This is a genomic window from Streptomyces sp. NBC_01498 (assembly GCF_036327775.1).
Lineage (GTDB): Bacteria > Actinomycetota > Actinomycetes > Streptomycetales > Streptomycetaceae > Streptomyces.
In genome coordinates this window covers 5,999,475-6,014,402 of record NZ_CP109598.1, presented here as the reverse complement: position 1 = coordinate 6,014,402, position 14,928 = coordinate 5,999,475, and the positions used below count along the sequence as shown (strand labels likewise).

At 74.1% G+C, this 14,928-nt stretch carries 13 protein-coding genes; 6 read left to right on the top strand and 7 right to left on the bottom strand.

Going from position 1 to position 14,928, the window contains the following annotated elements:
* Positions 1-112: 112 nt before the first annotated feature.
* On the bottom strand, positions 113-877 hold the full coding sequence (locus OG875_RS25605) for an SDR family oxidoreductase (RefSeq protein WP_330176578.1): 765 nt from the start codon (positions 875-877) through the stop codon (positions 113-115).
* Positions 878-1,103: 226 nt separating this feature from the next.
* On the opposite strand from OG875_RS25605, the gene OG875_RS25600 reads away from it, so the two are divergent.
* Both OG875_RS25600 and OG875_RS25595 read left to right on the top strand, forming a co-directional pair.
* Positions 1,104-2,390: an exo-beta-N-acetylmuramidase NamZ family protein gene (locus OG875_RS25600; protein ID WP_330176577.1), complete on the top strand. Its 1,287-nt coding sequence runs from the start codon at positions 1,104-1,106 to the stop codon at positions 2,388-2,390.
* A 131-nt stretch (positions 2,391-2,521) separates the two neighbouring features.
* Complete coding sequence (locus OG875_RS25595; RefSeq protein ID WP_330176576.1) at positions 2,522-3,133, top strand: hypothetical protein; 612 nt, start codon at positions 2,522-2,524, stop codon at positions 3,131-3,133.
* Positions 3,134-3,473: 340 nt separating this feature from the next.
* Here OG875_RS25595 and soxR read toward each other — a convergent pair whose 3' ends face one another.
* The gene (gene soxR / locus OG875_RS25590) at positions 3,474-3,971 is read right to left on the bottom strand and encodes a redox-sensitive transcriptional activator SoxR (protein ID WP_330176575.1); all 498 of its coding nucleotides are present in this window, start codon (positions 3,969-3,971) and stop codon (positions 3,474-3,476) included.
* A gap of 143 nt (positions 3,972-4,114) precedes the next feature.
* Between soxR and OG875_RS25585 the strand changes: the two genes are divergently transcribed.
* Positions 4,115-4,576 carry a MaoC family dehydratase gene (locus tag OG875_RS25585; RefSeq protein ID WP_330176574.1) on the top strand — a complete coding sequence of 154 codons (462 nt, stop codon included), beginning with the start codon at positions 4,115-4,117 and terminating at the stop codon, positions 4,574-4,576.
* A 113-nt stretch (positions 4,577-4,689) separates the two neighbouring features.
* Here OG875_RS25585 and OG875_RS25580 read toward each other — a convergent pair whose 3' ends face one another.
* Complete coding sequence (locus OG875_RS25580; RefSeq protein ID WP_330176573.1) at positions 4,690-5,337, bottom strand: TetR/AcrR family transcriptional regulator; 648 nt, start codon at positions 5,335-5,337, stop codon at positions 4,690-4,692.
* A gap of 165 nt (positions 5,338-5,502) precedes the next feature.
* Between OG875_RS25580 and OG875_RS25575 the strand changes: the two genes are divergently transcribed.
* From OG875_RS25575 to OG875_RS25565, 3 genes are read left to right on the top strand one after another with little or no spacing between them, the layout of a single operon-like run.
* Positions 5,503-6,159, top strand: coding sequence for a TetR/AcrR family transcriptional regulator (locus OG875_RS25575; protein ID WP_330176572.1), 657 nt, complete (start codon positions 5,503-5,505; stop codon positions 6,157-6,159).
* A 14-nt stretch (positions 6,160-6,173) separates the two neighbouring features.
* Positions 6,174-6,929 (top strand): ArsR/SmtB family transcription factor, encoded by a 756-nt coding sequence (locus OG875_RS25570; RefSeq protein ID WP_330176571.1) that lies wholly within the window; start codon positions 6,174-6,176, stop codon positions 6,927-6,929.
* A gap of 33 nt (positions 6,930-6,962) precedes the next feature.
* The gene (locus OG875_RS25565; RefSeq protein WP_330176570.1) at positions 6,963-8,024 is read left to right on the top strand and encodes a DMT family transporter; all 1,062 of its coding nucleotides are present in this window, start codon (positions 6,963-6,965) and stop codon (positions 8,022-8,024) included.
* Here OG875_RS25565 and OG875_RS25560 read toward each other — a convergent pair.
* The 4 genes from OG875_RS25560 to OG875_RS25545 all read right to left on the bottom strand — a co-directional run bounded on the left by OG875_RS25560 (position 7,929) and on the right by OG875_RS25545 (position 14,711).
* Complete coding sequence (locus OG875_RS25560) at positions 7,929-9,008, bottom strand: Zn-dependent alcohol dehydrogenase (RefSeq protein WP_330176569.1); 1,080 nt, start codon at positions 9,006-9,008, stop codon at positions 7,929-7,931. The genes OG875_RS25565 and OG875_RS25560 overlap by 96 nt on opposite strands.
* Positions 9,009-9,027: 19 nt before the next feature.
* Entirely contained in the window at positions 9,028-10,440 is a 1,413-nt protein-coding gene (locus OG875_RS25555; RefSeq protein ID WP_330176568.1) for an aldehyde dehydrogenase family protein, read from the bottom strand.
* Between the two features lie 124 nt (positions 10,441-10,564).
* The gene (locus tag OG875_RS25550; RefSeq protein ID WP_330176567.1) at positions 10,565-11,896 is read right to left on the bottom strand and encodes an MFS transporter; all 1,332 of its coding nucleotides are present in this window, start codon (positions 11,894-11,896) and stop codon (positions 10,565-10,567) included.
* Between the two features lie 577 nt (positions 11,897-12,473).
* A complete protein-coding gene (locus OG875_RS25545) occupies positions 12,474-14,711 on the bottom strand; it encodes a molybdopterin oxidoreductase family protein (protein WP_330176566.1) in 2,238 nt (745 codons plus the stop codon).
* Between the last annotated feature and the right edge of the window lie 217 nt (positions 14,712-14,928).

The following is a 14,928-nucleotide window of genomic DNA, read 5'->3' as shown; positions in this document are numbered from 1 at the left end:
GTGTCCTGCGCCGTCTCCCGGCGCGGACGCGGCTCCCGCCCGAGGATCCTCCCACTCGCGGTCCCGGGCGGCTCGGCGGGTACGGTTCCGTGTCCGGCCGGGTGCGGGCCGGTCACCGGGGGGCCGCTTCCCAGGTCCGCTGGATCTTGTTCATCGAGGTCAGCCAGCGGTCGGGGTCGGTGGCGCGGGCCCGGTAGTAGTCGGCGACCTCGGCGTGCGGGAGCACCAGGAACCGGTCCTCGTCCATGGCGTCGAACAGTGCCTGAGCCACGTCCTCGGGCTCGATGGCCGTGGGGGCGAGTACGAGGTCGCCGGCCGATCCGGCGGCGGTCAGCATGTCCGTACGGACGCCCTGGGGGCAGATCGCGTGGACCTTGAGGCCCCGGTGGCGGTAGGTGAGCGAGAGCCATTCCGCGTAGGCGAGGGCGCCGTGCTTGGTGACGCTGTACGGCGCCGCGCCGATCATCGTGAGCAGTCCGGCGGCGGAGACGGTGGAGACGAACCGGCCCTCGCCGCGCTCCAGCCAGTCGGGGAGCAGGATCCGGGAGGCGCGGACGTGTGCCATGACGTTGACGTCCCAGGCCGACGCCCAGACGTCCTCGTCGGCGAGGGCGTCCCCGGCCGAGCCGAGGCCCGCGTTGGCGCAGTAGACGTCGACGGTGCCGCCGAGCGCGTCGCGCGCCCGCTCGACGACGGCGGAGGCGTCGCCCGGTACGGCGACGGCGCCGATCTCCCCGGCGACGGCCTCGGCCTTCGCCGCGTCGAGGTCGTTGACGACGACACGGGCTCCCCCGGCGGCGAATCGGCGGGCGAGCGCGGCGCCGATCCCGCCGCCGGCCCCGGTGACCACCACTCGCGTGTCCCGCACCGTACTCATCGGACCTGCCTCTCCGGTTCATCTCGGTACCCACCGCTCGACGGGAGCAGACTAACCAGTCGGTATGTCGCCGTGGAAGGGTGCGGGCCCGACCGGTCCGGGGATCATCGCGGCGGGACCGGCGCGCCCCCGGCCGGCCGCGTCCGGAGCCGCGTCCCGAGAAGCGCCCAGGGTTCAGGGCCATGTGCATGCCCATGACTGAAATCATGATCACGGAGGTGGCCGGATGAGCCTGTCGAGAAGGAGTGTGCTCGCCGCGGGCGGCGCGGCGGGAGTGACCGGCGCGGCGGCGGTGACCGGCGCCGGGGCCGCCCACGCGGCGGGCGCCGGGAGTCGGGACCGGAGCGGGAGTGGCGGAGGCGGAGGCGTACGTACGGGCTTCGACCGGCTGGCGGCCGACGGGTACCGGACACTCGCCGGCCGGCGGGTCGGGATCGTCACCAATCCGACCGGGGTCACCCGGGACCTGCGGCACGTCGTGGACGTGATGCACCCGGACGCACGCGTCGACCTGACCGCCGTCTTCGGCCCCGAGCACGGCTTCCGGGGCACCGCCCAGGCGGGCGGCTCCGAGGGCAGGTACGACGATCCGGCCACCGGACTCCCGGTGTACGACACGTACCAGACCAGTGGGCAGGCGCTCGCCGACATCTTCACCGCGTCCGGCGTGGACACCGTCGTCTTCGACATCCAGGACGCGGGCGCCCGCTTCTACACGTACATCTGGACCCTGTACGACTGCATGGAGGCGGCGGCCCTCGCCGGCAAGGACGTCGTCGTCCTCGACCGCCCCAACCCGGTCACCGGGCGGGCGGCCCTCGGGCCGGTCCTGCACCCGGAGTTCGCGACGTTCGTCGGCCGGAAACCGGTCGCCCAGGCGCACGGCATGACCGTGGCCGAACTGGCGCTGCTGTTCAACGGCGAGTTCCTGGCCCGGCCGGTGGAGCGGCTGGAGGTCGTCACGATGTCCGGCTGGCGCCGCTCCGACTTCTTCGACGCGACGGGGCTGCCCTGGGTCCCGCCGAGCCCGAACATGCCGACGCCGGAGACCGCGCTCGTCTACCCGGGCACCTGTCTCTTCGAGGGGACCAATCTGTCCGAGGGGCGCGGGACGACCCGGCCCTTCGAACTGCTGGGGGCGGAGGGCGTCGACCGCACGTGGGCCGAGGCCGCCGACGCCGAGGGGCTGCGCGGGGTGCGCTTCCGGGAGGCGTACTTCACCCCGGCGTTCTCCAAGTTCCAGGGAAGGACGGTCGGCGGGGTCCAACTGCACGTCCACGAACGCGAGTTGTTCGACCCTGTCCGCACCGGAATCGCGCTGCTGGTGACGGCGAAACGGACCTGGAGCGGCTTCGCCTGGCGGGAGGACAACTGGATCGACAAGCTGACCGGCTCGGCCTCCGTACGCACCCTGATCGACGCGGGCGCGGACACGGACGACGTCGTCGGCGCCTGGGAGGCCGAACTCACCGCGTTCCGGGCGACCCGGGCCCGTTATCTCCGCTACCGCTGATCGGTTCGAAGGCGGCCCGCAGGGGTGAAATCTCGCCGGATGGCCGCGTTCCCATTTTCGATGGAGCCGGATCGGGCACGCGTACGTCTATTGGATGACCCTGGTGCAGCAACCGACGGAGGTGGCAGGCGATGGCCGGATTCCGGAGTCTGGCAAGACAGGTGCGCGATCCCCGGTGTGACCTGGCACTACGCCGATATTCACTGCGTAAGTGCCTGGAGCGTTTCGCCCCGTACGGCCATCGGGCCACCTGGGACCACCTGTGTGAGCGGCACGACATCGAGCCGGAGGACCGCGCGCCGGATCCGGAGCGGCTGATGGCCGCCCTCGACGAACTGGAGGAAGCACGGGCCGTCTGGCTGGCCTACGAGAGCCAGTTCGCCAAGCGCCGGAAGCGCGAGAAGTACGACGGGTTGAGAAGGCCGGGCACGTTCGACGACTGGCACCGCCGGACCTGGGGCGGCAACGGGGTGGCGCGCTGCGACGACCCGGCCGTCCATCCGTCGGAGCCGCTGGCGGAGGTGCTGCGCCGGCTGATCGCCGGACTGGAGTCGGGCCCCGGCGGCGCGTGCCCGGTGTGCGCGGAGAAGGGCATCGTCTGGCGGCCGGACCTCTCGCAGGCGCCGTGGTCGGGACCGGTGTGCAAGGGCTGTGGCATTGTCGTGCCGCGGCCCGTTCTCACGTCCGAGGCCATGGAGCGGGCGAAGCGCGTACGGCAGCGGGAACTGGCCTCGGCGGCCTGAACCGGCCTCACCCGCCCCCGGGCGGGACAGGGCACGGGACCCGGGGCACACGACACGGGACTCGCGCCACGTACGGGCAACGGGTACGGGTACGGACACCGATCTCGGGTTCGAGTCGGGATCGGGATCGGGGCACGGACGGGCAACGGGTACGCGTGCGGGGCACGTACGCGTACGGGACACCGTGGCCGGACGCGTGGCGCGCGGCGCCACGCGGCGGGAGCGGACATCACCGCCGCGGTGCGGCGGAGCGGACCGGTCAGGGCGCGCCGGTCCGCCGCTCCTCCCGGTCCACGCGGCTCGTCCCGGGTGGACCGTCGGTCCCGCCGGGCGTACGCGCTCAAGCGCCGCAAACACCCGGTGACCGCTGCTCTTGCGCACTCCTGCGCTCCCCCAGGAGCCGGGAGCCCGACATGCGGTCGCCGAACACGTCGTCCGGGTTGGACAGGACACAGGCGTCCAGCGAGAGGCATCCGCAGCTGATGCAGTCGGTGAGATGGTCCCGGAGCCGGCCGAGCTGCCGGATGCGCTCGTCCAGTTCGGAGCGCCACGCCTTGGACAGCCGGGCCCAGTCGTCGCGGTTCGGGGTGCGCCCCTCGGGGAGCTCGGCGAGGGCGTGCCCGATGGTGGCGAGCGGGATGCCCACGCGCTGGGCCGCCCGGACGAAGGCGACGCGGCGGAGCGTGTCCCTGCTGTAGCGGCGCTGGTTGCCGCTGGTCCGGCGGCTGGTGATCAGCCCTTTGGCCTCGTAGAAGTGAAGAGCCGACGGGGCGGCGCCGCTGCGCGCGGACAACTGCCCGACGGTCAGTTCATGGATCTTCTCCGGTATCTGCGGCACTCCACGGAGCCTACGCCGAGGCTGTGTCCGCGTTGACAGGACCACCGCCCCCCAGCATGCTGAGCAAGCGCTTGGACACCGCGCGGACGGCACGTGGCGTGACGGCACGTGAAACGGCGCTGGAGAGGCAGGTATCGAACGACATGGCTGAGCCGAGGGTCTTCACCTCCGCGGAGGAACTGCGCGCCGCTGTCGGCGAGCGGCTGGGGTACAGCGACTGGCTGAAAGTCGACCAGAAGCGGATCGATCTCTTCGCCGAGGCGACGGGCGACCACCAGTGGATCCATGTGGATCCGGAGCAGGCGGCGCTGGGCCCGTTCGGCACGACCATCGCGCACGGCTATCTGACGCTGTCCCTGCTGCCGGTCCTGGTGCCGCAGGTGCTGAGCGTCGAGAACGTGACGATGGGCGTCAACTACGGCGCCAACAAGGTGCGTTTCCCCTCCCCCGTGCCCGCCGGGTCGCGGGTGCGCGCGACGGCCGAGCTGCGGGAGGTCGCCGAGGCGGGCGGCGGCGTACAGGTCACCGCCCTCGTCACCGTGGAGCGCGAGGGCGGCGAGAAGCCGGTGTGCGTGGCGGAGTCGGTCTCCCGCTACTACTTCTGACCTGCCGCCGAGCGACCGCGGACCGGCGCCGCCGCCCGGCTCCCGCCGTTCCGGGTCGGGCCGGGTCGGACCGTCCCGGGCGGCGTCACCCCGCCGTCCCGGATCGGACCGGGTCAGACCGGCCGGGGCAGCGGGCGGTCCCGTGCGACCACCATGCGCAGCACGAGGTCGGCGTAGAGCGCGCCGACCTCGTCGGACGTCCGGCGGCCCTGGGTGTTGAACCAGCGCGCCACGTCGATGCAGAGCGACAGCACGGCCACGGTGGTGCCGGGCACGTCGGGGACGTCGAACTCCCCGTCCCGTACGCCGTCCTGGAGGATGCCGCGCACGGTCGCGTCGGTGCGGCGGCGCAGTTCGACGATCTCGGCGCGGTGGTCGTCGGCGAGGGCGTCGAGCTCGTACTGGACGACGCGCGCGGTGGTGTGCCGGGCCGCGTGCCAGCCGACGAACGAGCGGACCGCGTCGGTGAGGCGTTCGGCCGCCGTCCCCTCGCGCCCGGCGGCGGCCGTCAGGATCTCCAGGGCCTTGTCGTGGCCGATCCGGCTGATCCGGTGGAGGAGTTCTTCCTTGGTCTTGTAGTGGATGTAGAGCGCGGCCGGGCTCATCCCGGCGCGGCTCGCGATGTCGCGGGTCGTGGTGGCGTGGTATCCGCGCTCGGCGAACGCCTCCACGGCGGCGACGAGCAGCTTTCTGGCCGCCTCGGGGGTGACCTCGCCCCACGGCACGCCCTCGCCCTCGGTGGCCCGTTCCGCCGTACGCATCGCTCGCCCCTTCCGGTCGGCAGAACGCACACCCTACCCCGAAGCTGAGCAAGCGCTTAGGGCCTGCCCCGGTCCGGTGCGCACGGTCGTCGCACGCGGCCGGTGCGGCGGCCGTCGCACCCCACGGTCGCGCCGGGTCCCGGTCACCGCCCTACGATGTGCGCCATGGCCCGACCCCGCAAGCCGCTCCTCAGCAGAGACCGCATCGTCACGACCGCGGCGGCGCTCGTGGACGCCGAGGGGCTCGGCGCGGTCTCGACCCGCCGGCTGGCCGCCGAGCTCGGCGTCAGCGGGCCCTCCCTCTACAACCACTTCCGCACCAAGGACGAAATCCTGGACGCGGTCGCTGACTCGGTGAGCGCCCAGGTCGACCTGTCGATGTTCGACGAGGACGACGTACGGGACTGGCGTACCGCGCTGCACGACTACGCCGTGTCCTATCGCGCCGCGCTCACCGCGCACCCGCACATCGTGCCGGTGCTCGCCCAGGGTCCGGGCCGCCGCCCGGCGGGCCTGCGGGTGGCCGACACGGTGTTCGGCGCGATGGTCCGGGCGGGGTGGCCGCCGGTTCAGGCCACCCATATCGGGGCGCTGATGCGGTACTTCATCACCGGCTCGGCGCTCGGTTCGTTCGCGCGGGGCTTCGTGGACGACGAGGCGGCGTACGACCCCGCCGACTATCCGCACCTCGGCCAGGCCCATCTGCTGGCGGAGCGGCAGCAGCGGGTGGACGAGGGAGCCTTCGAGACGGGGCTGCGGGCGCTGATCGACGGGCTGGCGGCGCAGTACGAGACAGTTCGGGCCACGCCGAAGGGTTTCTGAGGCACCCTGGATCCATGCCGCAGACTCCCGCCCCGTATCCGGCCGCCGACCCCTTCGGGCTTCCCGGGCCCGCCGCGTCGCCGGGCTCGCTCCTCGCGAACTTCGCCGCCCTGCTCGCCGACGAGACCCGTGCCGTCTTCTGTCTGTCCCTGCTCGACGGCCGCGCCTGGACGGCCGGCGAGCTGGCCCGCGAGGCGGGGGTCGCCGCGTCCACCGCCAGCGAGCACATCGGGAAACTGATCACGGCCGGGCTGGCCACCGAGGAGCGGCAGGGCCGCCACCGTTACGTGCGGCTGGCCGACGCGAGCACCGCCGAACTCGTCGAGTCGCTGGCCGCGCACGTCATGCCGGGCCGCGACAGCCCGCACATCGTGCGCGCGTCGCGGGCGACCGCGGCGATGGCCCGGGGGCGTACCTGCTACGACCATCTCGCCGGCCGGCTGGGGGTGACCCTGACCGAGGCCATGGCGCGGCGCGGACTGCTGCTCTTCGACGCCGGTTTCGCCCTCACCGAGGAGGGCACGGAGTGGTTCGGCGAGCTGGGGATCGCCCTGGAGAACGCCGGGCGCCGCCCGGTGGTCAGCTCGTGTCTGGACTGGACGGAGCGGCGGCGCCATCTGGCGGGGGTGGCGGGGGCGGGGCTGTGCCGGTTGGCCCTGGAGTCGACGTGGTGCGCGCGCATCGGGACGGAGCGGGCCGTGCGGGTGACGCCGGCCGGGGAGCACGCGTTCGCCGAACTGCTCGGCGTCGAACCCGCGATACTTCGGTGACAGCCGAACTGTTTCGGGCTTAGCATCCTTCACATGGCGAACTCCTCCGTTCCGCGTGCCCAGGCACGCCCGGCCGCATCGACGGCCGCCCCCGGCACGTCCACCCCGGCCGGCGGAAAAGGTCTGGCCGCCGCCGGGGTCACCGTCGTCCTCTGGGCGTCGGCCTTCGTGTCCATCCGCAGCGCGGGCGAGGCGTACGCGCCGGGCGCCCTGGCGCTCGGGCGGCTGCTCACCGGCTCGCTGGTGCTGGTCGCGATCCTGCTGATACGCCGGGAGGGCCTGCCGCCCCGGGCCGCCCGGCCGGGCATCGTGGTCTCGGGACTGCTCTGGTTCGGCGGCTACTCGGTGGTCCTCAACTGGGGCGAACAGCTGGTCGACGCGGGCACCGCGTCCCTCGTCGTGAACATCGCACCACTGCTCATGGCCCTCCTCGCCGTCCGGCTGCTGGGCGAGAGCCTGGCGCCCCGGCTGCTCACCGGCATGGCGGTGTCCTTCGCGGGGGCCGTGGTGGTGGGCCTGTCGATGGCGGGCGACGGCACCACCTCCGTCCTGGGCGTCCTGCTCTGTCTGCTGGCGGCGGTGGCGTACGCGGGCGGGGTCGTGGCGCAGAAGCCCACGCTGGCGTACGCGACGCCGTTGCAGGTCACCACGTACGGCGCGGTCGTCGGCACGATCGGCTGTCTGCCGTTCGGCTGGCAGCTCGTCCGGGACGCGGCCGACGCGCCGCTGTCCGCGACCCTCAACCTGGTCTATCTGGGCGTGTTCCCGACCGCGCTGGCGTTCACGACGTGGGCGTACGCCCTGTCCCGGACCACCGCGTCCCGGATGGGCGCCACGACGTACGCGGTCCCGGCGATCGTCGTCCTGATGGCCTGGCTGCTGCTGGACGAGATCCCCGGCGTGCTCACCCTCGCCGGGGGCGTGCTCTGTCTGGCGGGTGTGGGGGTGGCGCGCTCCCGCCCGCGCCGGGGGACCCCTGAAGCGGGTGGCCCGGGGGCGTCAGAAGACGACCAGCGCGCGCCCGCCGCGTCCGGCGAGCATCATGTCGAAGGCGGCGGGAATGCCGTCCAGCGTGATCCGCTCGGTCACCAGTGAGCCGAGGTCGAGCCGGCCGGCCCGGACGTGTTCGGCGAGGACCGGCAGATCCCGGACCGGGTCGCAGTTGCCGTACACACACCCGGACAGGGTGCGCCCCCAGTGGAACAACTCCAGTGCGTGGAAGGTGACTTGCTGATCCTTGCCGCCGATGCCGACGACCGTGGTCCGGCCGCCCCGGCGGGTGGACTCCCAGGCGGTGCGGATGGTGACGGCCCGGCCGACGCACTCGACGGCGACGTCCGCGCCGTGGCCGTCGGTCAGCTTCCGTACCTCCCGGGCCGTGCCGGCGGACGCGACGAGATAGTCCGTGGCCCCGGCCGCGCGCGCCAACTCCTCCTTCGCCGGGGAGACATCGACCGCGACGATCCTCGACGCCCCGGCGATCCGCGCGGACTGGAGCACCGCCAGGCCGACGCCGCCCACGCCGATGACCACGACCGTCTCGCCCGCGCGCACCCGGGCGGAGTGGTGCACGGCGCCGTAGCCGGTGAGCACGGCGCAGCCGAGCAGCGCGGCGTCGGTGAGCGGGATGCCGTCGGGTGCGGGCAGGACGCAGTTGGCCGCGACGACCGTCTCCTCGGCGAACGCCGCGACGTTCAGGCCGGGATGCAGTGCGGTGCCGTCGGCCGTACGGGCGTGGACCGCGCCCGCGCCGGTCAGGGCCGAGTCGCAGAGCCAGACCTCGCCGAGGCCGCAGGCGTGGCAACGGCCGCAGGACGGCGCCCAGTTGAGGACGACACGGTCGCCGGGGGCGATGTGGGTGACGTCCTCGCCGACGGACAGGACGGTGCCCGCGCCCTCGTGGCCGAGGACGGCCGGGACGGGCAGCCGCATGGTGCCGTCGGTGAGGGACAGGTCGGAGTGGCAGACCCCGGCTGCGGCGAGGCGGATCCGCACCTGGCCGGGGCCGGGCTCGGGCAGCTCGATGTCGGTGATCGTCAGGGGCGACCCGACGGCGGGCAGGACGGCGGCGCGTACCACGATGGGTTTCTCTCCCGGCTCAGAACTGGAGGGACTTGGTCTGGAGGTACTCGGCGAGCCCGTGCGGGCCGAGTTCGCGGCCGACGCCGGACTGCTTGTAACCGCCGAACGGGGCAAGGGGGTTGAACCGGCCGCCGTTGATGTCGACCTGGCCGGTCTCCATCCGGCGGGCGAAGGCGACGGCCTCGCTCTCGTCGCCCGCCCAGACGGCGCCGGCCAGCCCGTAGACGGTGCCGTTGGCGATCCGCAGGGCGTCCTCCTCGTCCTCGTAGCGCAGGACGCACAGGACGGGGCCGAAGATCTCCTCCTGGGCGACGGTCATCTCCGGGGTGACGTCCGCGAGGACGGTCGGGGTGACGAACCAGCCGGTGTCGTGCGGGGTTTCGGTGCCGCCCGCGACCAGCCGGGCGCCCTCGGCGAGACCCCGCTCGATGTAGCCGCGCACCCGCTCCCGCTGCGCGGCGCTGACCAGGGGGCCGACCCGGCAGAGTTCGTCGTGGGGGTCGCCCGCCCGGTAGGAGGCGACCGCGGCCACGGCGGCCTCCACCGCCTCGTCGTACCGGTCCGTGTGGACCAGCATCCGGGTCCACGCGCTGCATGTCTGACCGGAGTTGGTCATCACGTTGGCGACGCCGACCTTGACGGCCTTGGCGAGATCGGCGCTCGGCAGGATGACGTTGGCGGACTTCCCGCCCAGCTCCAGCGCGACGCGCTTGACGGCCCCGCCGGCCGTGGCGCCGATCCGCCGGCCGACGGCGGTGGAGCCGGTGAAGGAGACCAGGTCGACGTCCTCGTGCGCGGCCAGGGCCTGCCCGGCGACGGTGCCGACGCCGGTGACCACGTTGACGACGCCCGGGGGCAGGCCCGCCTCGTGGACGGCCTCGGCGAAGATCTGGGCGGTGAGCGGGGTGTCCTCGGCGGGCTTGACGACGACGGTGCAGCCGGCGGCGAGCGCGGGGGCGACCTTGGCGACGATCTGGTGCAGCGGGTAGTTCCAGGGGGTGATGGCGCCGACGACACCCACCGGCTCCAGCAGGACCGTCGAGTTGCCGATGCGTTCCTCGAAGGCGTAGGAGGCGGCGAGTTCGGCGTACGAGGCGGCGACCCGCACCGGGGTCCCGGCGTGCACGGCCCGCGACAGCTTGAGGGGCGAGCCGAGTTCGGCGGTGACGGTCTCGGCGATCTCCTCGGTACGGGCGGCGAGGGCGTCCCGCAGGGCGGCGAGGCGCGCCGCGCGGGCGGCGGGCGGGGTGGCCGCCCAGCCGGGGAAGGCGGCCCGTGCGGCGCGTACGGCGGCGTCGACGTCCTCGGCCGTGCCGGCCGGGACCTCCGCGATGACCTGCTCGGTCGCCGGGTTGACGACGGCGATGGTGCCGGGGCCGGCGGCGGGACGCCACTCGCCGCCGATGTACATCGTGTCGTGTGCCTTCATCGCTGTTCCTCCCGGGGACTGCCGTGTGCGGCCGGCGTTCGGCGTCGTCACCCGCCGAACTGTCGTCACCCCCAAACTAGCGATGATAGTTTTCCGGCGCCAGAGAGCTCCGGGGTCCCGCTCGTCACATCCGCGCGTCCGTGATGTCCGGTGCCCTCGCGGCGGGTTCGGCGGGATTCCCCGGCGCGGCGGGCGGTTCGGCGGCGCTCGGCGCCGGGGCGGGCGGTTCGGTGGGCATTTCCGGGGACGGTTCCGCGGGCGGCGAGACGCGGTCGCGCGGGGCGATCCGTACGGCGAGTCCCGCCGCGCCCACCAGGAGCGCGCCGAGCATCACGAACGGCGCGCCGGTGCCCGCGACTCCGGCGACGAGCCCGGCGGACGCGGGGGCGGCGACCTGGCCCAGCCGGTTGCCGGTGAGCCGGAGCGCGAGGGCGGTGGAGCGGGCCCCGGGCGGCGCGGCCCGGACCACGGTGGTCATCGACAGCGGCTGGCCGACCCCGAGGCAGAAGCCGAACGCCACGAGCATCAGGGCCATCCCCCACACCGGCACGGGGAGCGCGATGCCCGCGCACAGCAGCCCGCCGAGCAGACAGGACCCGGTGAGCAGCGCCGTACGCCCCACCCGCCGGATCATCGGGGTCATCACCAGCCGGCAGGCGATCGCGGCGGCGGCCCGCAGGCTCAGCAGCAGGCCGATCGTGGTCGGGGAGATGCCCCGGTCCTCGCCGACGACCGGGAGGTACGCGGTGAGGATGTCGGTCGCCGAGAGGACGGCGAGGCTGACGAGGATGCCGCCGGGCACCCCACGGGCGCGCAGGATGCGCCGCACGGGCACCTTCCCGGGCCCGGCGGCCTGCTCCGTACCGCCCGTACCGCCGGTCCTGGCCGGTGGCTCGATCCGGCGCAGGCAGAGGAGGGAGACGGCCGCGACCCCGGCGGAGACCACGAGGGCGAGGGCGCTGGTGCGGGCCATCGCGGCGTCGTGGCCGGAGACGAGCAGTCCGGCGGCGAAGGGGCCGACGAGCTGACCGAGCGAGGCACCGATGGTGAAGTGCCCGAAGTTGCGGTCCTGTTCGGCCGGCGCGCTGCGGCGGGCCACGATGGACTGGGCGCCGATGACGAAGCAGAGATGCCCGAGACCCATCAGTCCGCTCCAGGCGGCGAGGGCGGCGAGGGAGCCCGCTGTGCCGCTGAGGCCGCAGCCCACGGCGATGAGCACGGCGCCGACGGCGAGGAGCGGGGCGCAGCGGCCCCGGTCGGTCCGGCGGCCGAGCGGTACGGCGGCGAAGAGCGGCAGCAGCGCGAACACCCCGGCGATCACACCGATCGCGCGCTCGTCGGCGCCGAGGGCGAGCGCCCGGTAGGAGACGGCGGGCCGGGCCATCGACACGGCCGCCTGGGAGAAGGCGAAGGCGACGACGAGACGCAGCAGCCAGCGCCGGTCCCCCGCGGTCATCGCCCGGTGCCGGGCAGGAGCACGGCGGCGGGGAGGAACGTGGCGGCGCGTTCCCCGCGCGGGGCGGGGACCCCGGGTACGACGCCGCCCCTCGGCTGTCCAATCATGCGTTCGACCATATCGGTCGCGTTCGAATGGCCGACGGGCTGATCCGCTCTCACGGGGGCGACCCGGCGGCGACGGTGGGACTGCCGGCGCCCGCCCCGGACGCGCCGGGCCGGGCCGGACGCCCGAGCCGTCGCCGACGACCCTCGCCCGGCCACCGGCGACCGGTCACCGGTCACAGGTCACCGGTCAGGCGATCGGGCGGTCGGGCGGTCGGGCGGGGGCACCGGGCAGGCGCTCACGCGGTCAGGTGGTCAGGCAGGGGCACCCGTCAAGCGCGGCCCCCGTCGGACAGGGGCGCCGGTCGGGCAGGGGCACCCGTCATGCGCGGGCGCTCGTCAGAAAGCGGCGACGGTCAGGCCGGGACACCCGTCAAGCGACGTGCTCGCAAAGCGCGGGCACCCGTCAAGCGCGGCATCAGTCAGGCAGGGCCACCCGTCAGGCAACAGCACCCGTCAAGCGGCGGCGCCGGTCAGGCGGGGGCCAGTCGGACCGGGAAGCCGTTGAGGACCGCCGTTCCCGACAGCGGGTCGCGCAGGGTGCCGTCGAGGAGCTGGTTGACGTTGACGCCCGGCCGCGCGTGGGCCACCGCCATCCGGGTGCCGGGGCGGTCGTGTCCCCAGCCGTGCGGCACGCTCACGACGCCGGTCCGGACGGTGTCGGTGATCTCCACCGGGAGCGTGATCCCGCCTGCCTCGGTGGTGACGTGCGCCTCTTCCCCGTCGGTGAGGCCGAGCCGGGCGGCGTCGGCGGGGTGGACGTGGACGGTGCAGCGGTTCGAACCGCCGTTGAGGGTGGGCACGTTGTGCATCCAGCTGTTGTTGGACCGCAGATGGCGGCGGCCGACGAGCACCAGGGTCGCGGGGGTCTCGGTGAGCGCGGCGCGCAGCCGGGGCAGGTCGGCGGCGATCGGCGCGGGGAGCAGCTCGACACGTCCGCCGCGGGTCTTGAGGAGCCCGGGGAGCCGGGGCTTCAGCGGGCCGAGGTCGATGCCGTGCGGGTGGGCGGTGAGCCGGGCGAGGGTGAGCCCCGCCGGGTCGTCGCCGAAGCCGTCGCCGTACGGGCCCAGACGCAGCATCAGGTCGAGCCGCCGCGCGGGGCCGCCGGTCCCGGTGAGCGCGGCGGCGAGTTCGGCGGGGTCGCGTCCGTGGACGGGTGACAGCGGGTCGGCGACGGCCTTGGCGAGGGTGCTTCCGATCACCCGGTCGTCCAGGGCCGAGGGGTCCGCGCCGTGCGTGCCGCCCACGGCGAGCACCAGCCGGGCCAGGATCTCGCACTCGTCCATCCGCCCGGCCTCCAGCGGGACGGCGGGCGGGCTGTGGCGGACCTGGTCGCGTACGGCGAAGCCGTTGAAGGCGAAGTCGAAGTGGGCGCTCTGCGAGGGCGGCGGCGGGGGCAGTACGACATCGGCGTGGCGGGAGGTCTCACCGAGGTACGGGTCGACGCTGACCATGAAGTCGAGGGAGTCCAGGGCCCGGTCGAGGCGCCGGCCGTCGGGGGCGGAGAGGACGGGGTTGGCCGCGAGGGTGATCACGGCGCGGATCCGCCCCTCGCCGGGCGTCTCGATCTCCTCCGCGAGGACGGCGATGGGCAGTTCGCCCTTGGCCTCGGGGTGTCCGCCGACCCGGCTGGTCCAGCGGCCGAGGGCGAAGCCCTTGCCGGGTCCCGCCGGGCGGGGCGCGCGGCCGGTGGCGGAGAGCGGGAAGAGGGCGCCGCCGGGGCGGTCGAGGTTGCCGGTGAGGATGTTGAGGACGTCCACGAGCCAGCTGGCGAGGGTGCCGTGCGCGACGGTGCAGCTGCCGATGCGTCCGTAGACGGCGGCGGTGGGCGCGGCGGCGAGGTCGCGGGCGAGGGTACGGATGTCCCCGGCGTCCAGGTCGCAGGCCGCCGAGACGGCCTCGGGGGTGAACTCCGCGACGGCGGAAGGGAGTTCGTCGAGCCCTTCGAGATGCTCGGTCAGGGTGCCCGGGTCGGTGAGCCCTTCCTCGAACAGGACGTGGACGAGGGCGGCGAGCAGCAGGGCGTCGGTGCCCGGCCGGATGGCGAGGTGCCGGTCGGCGAGGCGCGCGGTGCGGGTGCGGCGCGGGTCGATCACGGTGAGGGTGCCGCCGCGGGCGCGCAGTGCCTTGAGCCTGCCGGGGAAGTCGGGGGCGGTGCAGAGGCTGCCGTTGGAGTCGAGCGGGTTGGCGCCCAGGAGCAGCAGATGGCTGGTGCGGTCCAGGTCGGGCACGGGGATGGCGTGGGGGTCGCCGAAGAGCAGGCCTGACGAGACGTGTTTGGGCATCTGGTCGAGGGTGGAGGCGGTGAAGATGTTCCGGGTGCGCAGGGTGTTGAGCAGGAGGGGCGGGTAGAGGGCGCCGGCCATGGTGTGGACGTTGGGGTTGCCGAGAACGACGCCGACGGACTGTGGTCCGTGCTCCTCGATCAGCGGGCGCAGCCGGGCGGCGATCAGGTCGAACGCCTCGTCCCAACCGGCCTCCCGCAGTTCGCCGTCGACCCGGATCAGCGGGGTGCGGAGCCGGTCGGGGTCGGCGTCCAGGTCTCCGAAGGCGGCGCCCTTGGGGCAGACGAAGCCCTTGCTGAACACGTCGTCGCGGTCGCCGCGCGCGCCGGTGACCCTGGTTCCCTCGATGGTGAGGGTGAGCCCGCAGGTTGCCTCGCAGAGGGGGCAGACGCGCAGGGCGGTGCGGACGGGGCCGGTGGGCGCCATGGGTCCTCCAGGGACGGCGGCATCGATGTCGCGCGGGGGGCTGCCCCCGAGCATACCGACTGGTACGTATGGGGGAAGGGGGCGGCGGGAGACCGTGCCGTCGGAGCGGGTACGCCTGTCGGAGCGGCGGGTACGCCTGTCGGAGCGGTACGCGACGGGGAGCCGTACGCCCGTCGCAACCGCGTCCCGATCGGAGCCGTACGCCTGTGAAGCCGTG

What these genes read in the sequence shown, in the direction of transcription:
- OG875_RS25555 (WP_330176568.1), bottom strand. Translation starts at nt 10,440, where the DNA reads ATGAAGGCACACGACACGATGTACATCGGCGGCGAGTGGCGTCCCGCC.
- OG875_RS25570 (WP_330176571.1), top strand. Translation starts at nt 6,174, where the DNA reads ATGCCGCAGACTCCCGCCCCGTATCCGGCCGCCGACCCCTTCGGGCTT.
- OG875_RS25565 (WP_330176570.1), top strand. Translation starts at nt 6,963, where the DNA reads ATGGCGAACTCCTCCGTTCCGCGTGCCCAGGCACGCCCGGCCGCATCG.
- OG875_RS25575 (WP_330176572.1), top strand. Translation starts at nt 5,503, where the DNA reads ATGGCCCGACCCCGCAAGCCGCTCCTCAGCAGAGACCGCATCGTCACG.
- OG875_RS25545 (WP_330176566.1), bottom strand. Translation starts at nt 14,711, where the DNA reads ATGGCGCCCACCGGCCCCGTCCGCACCGCCCTGCGCGTCTGCCCCCTC.
- OG875_RS25600 (WP_330176577.1), top strand. Translation starts at nt 1,104, where the DNA reads ATGAGCCTGTCGAGAAGGAGTGTGCTCGCCGCGGGCGGCGCGGCGGGA.
- OG875_RS25550 (WP_330176567.1), bottom strand. Translation starts at nt 11,896, where the DNA reads ATGACCGCGGGGGACCGGCGCTGGCTGCTGCGTCTCGTCGTCGCCTTC.
- OG875_RS25595 (WP_330176576.1), top strand. Translation starts at nt 2,522, where the DNA reads ATGGCCGGATTCCGGAGTCTGGCAAGACAGGTGCGCGATCCCCGGTGT.
- OG875_RS25580 (WP_330176573.1), bottom strand. Translation starts at nt 5,337, where the DNA reads ATGCGTACGGCGGAACGGGCCACCGAGGGCGAGGGCGTGCCGTGGGGC.
- OG875_RS25605 (WP_330176578.1), bottom strand. Translation starts at nt 877, where the DNA reads ATGAGTACGGTGCGGGACACGCGAGTGGTGGTCACCGGGGCCGGCGGC.
- OG875_RS25585 (WP_330176574.1), top strand. Translation starts at nt 4,115, where the DNA reads ATGGCTGAGCCGAGGGTCTTCACCTCCGCGGAGGAACTGCGCGCCGCT.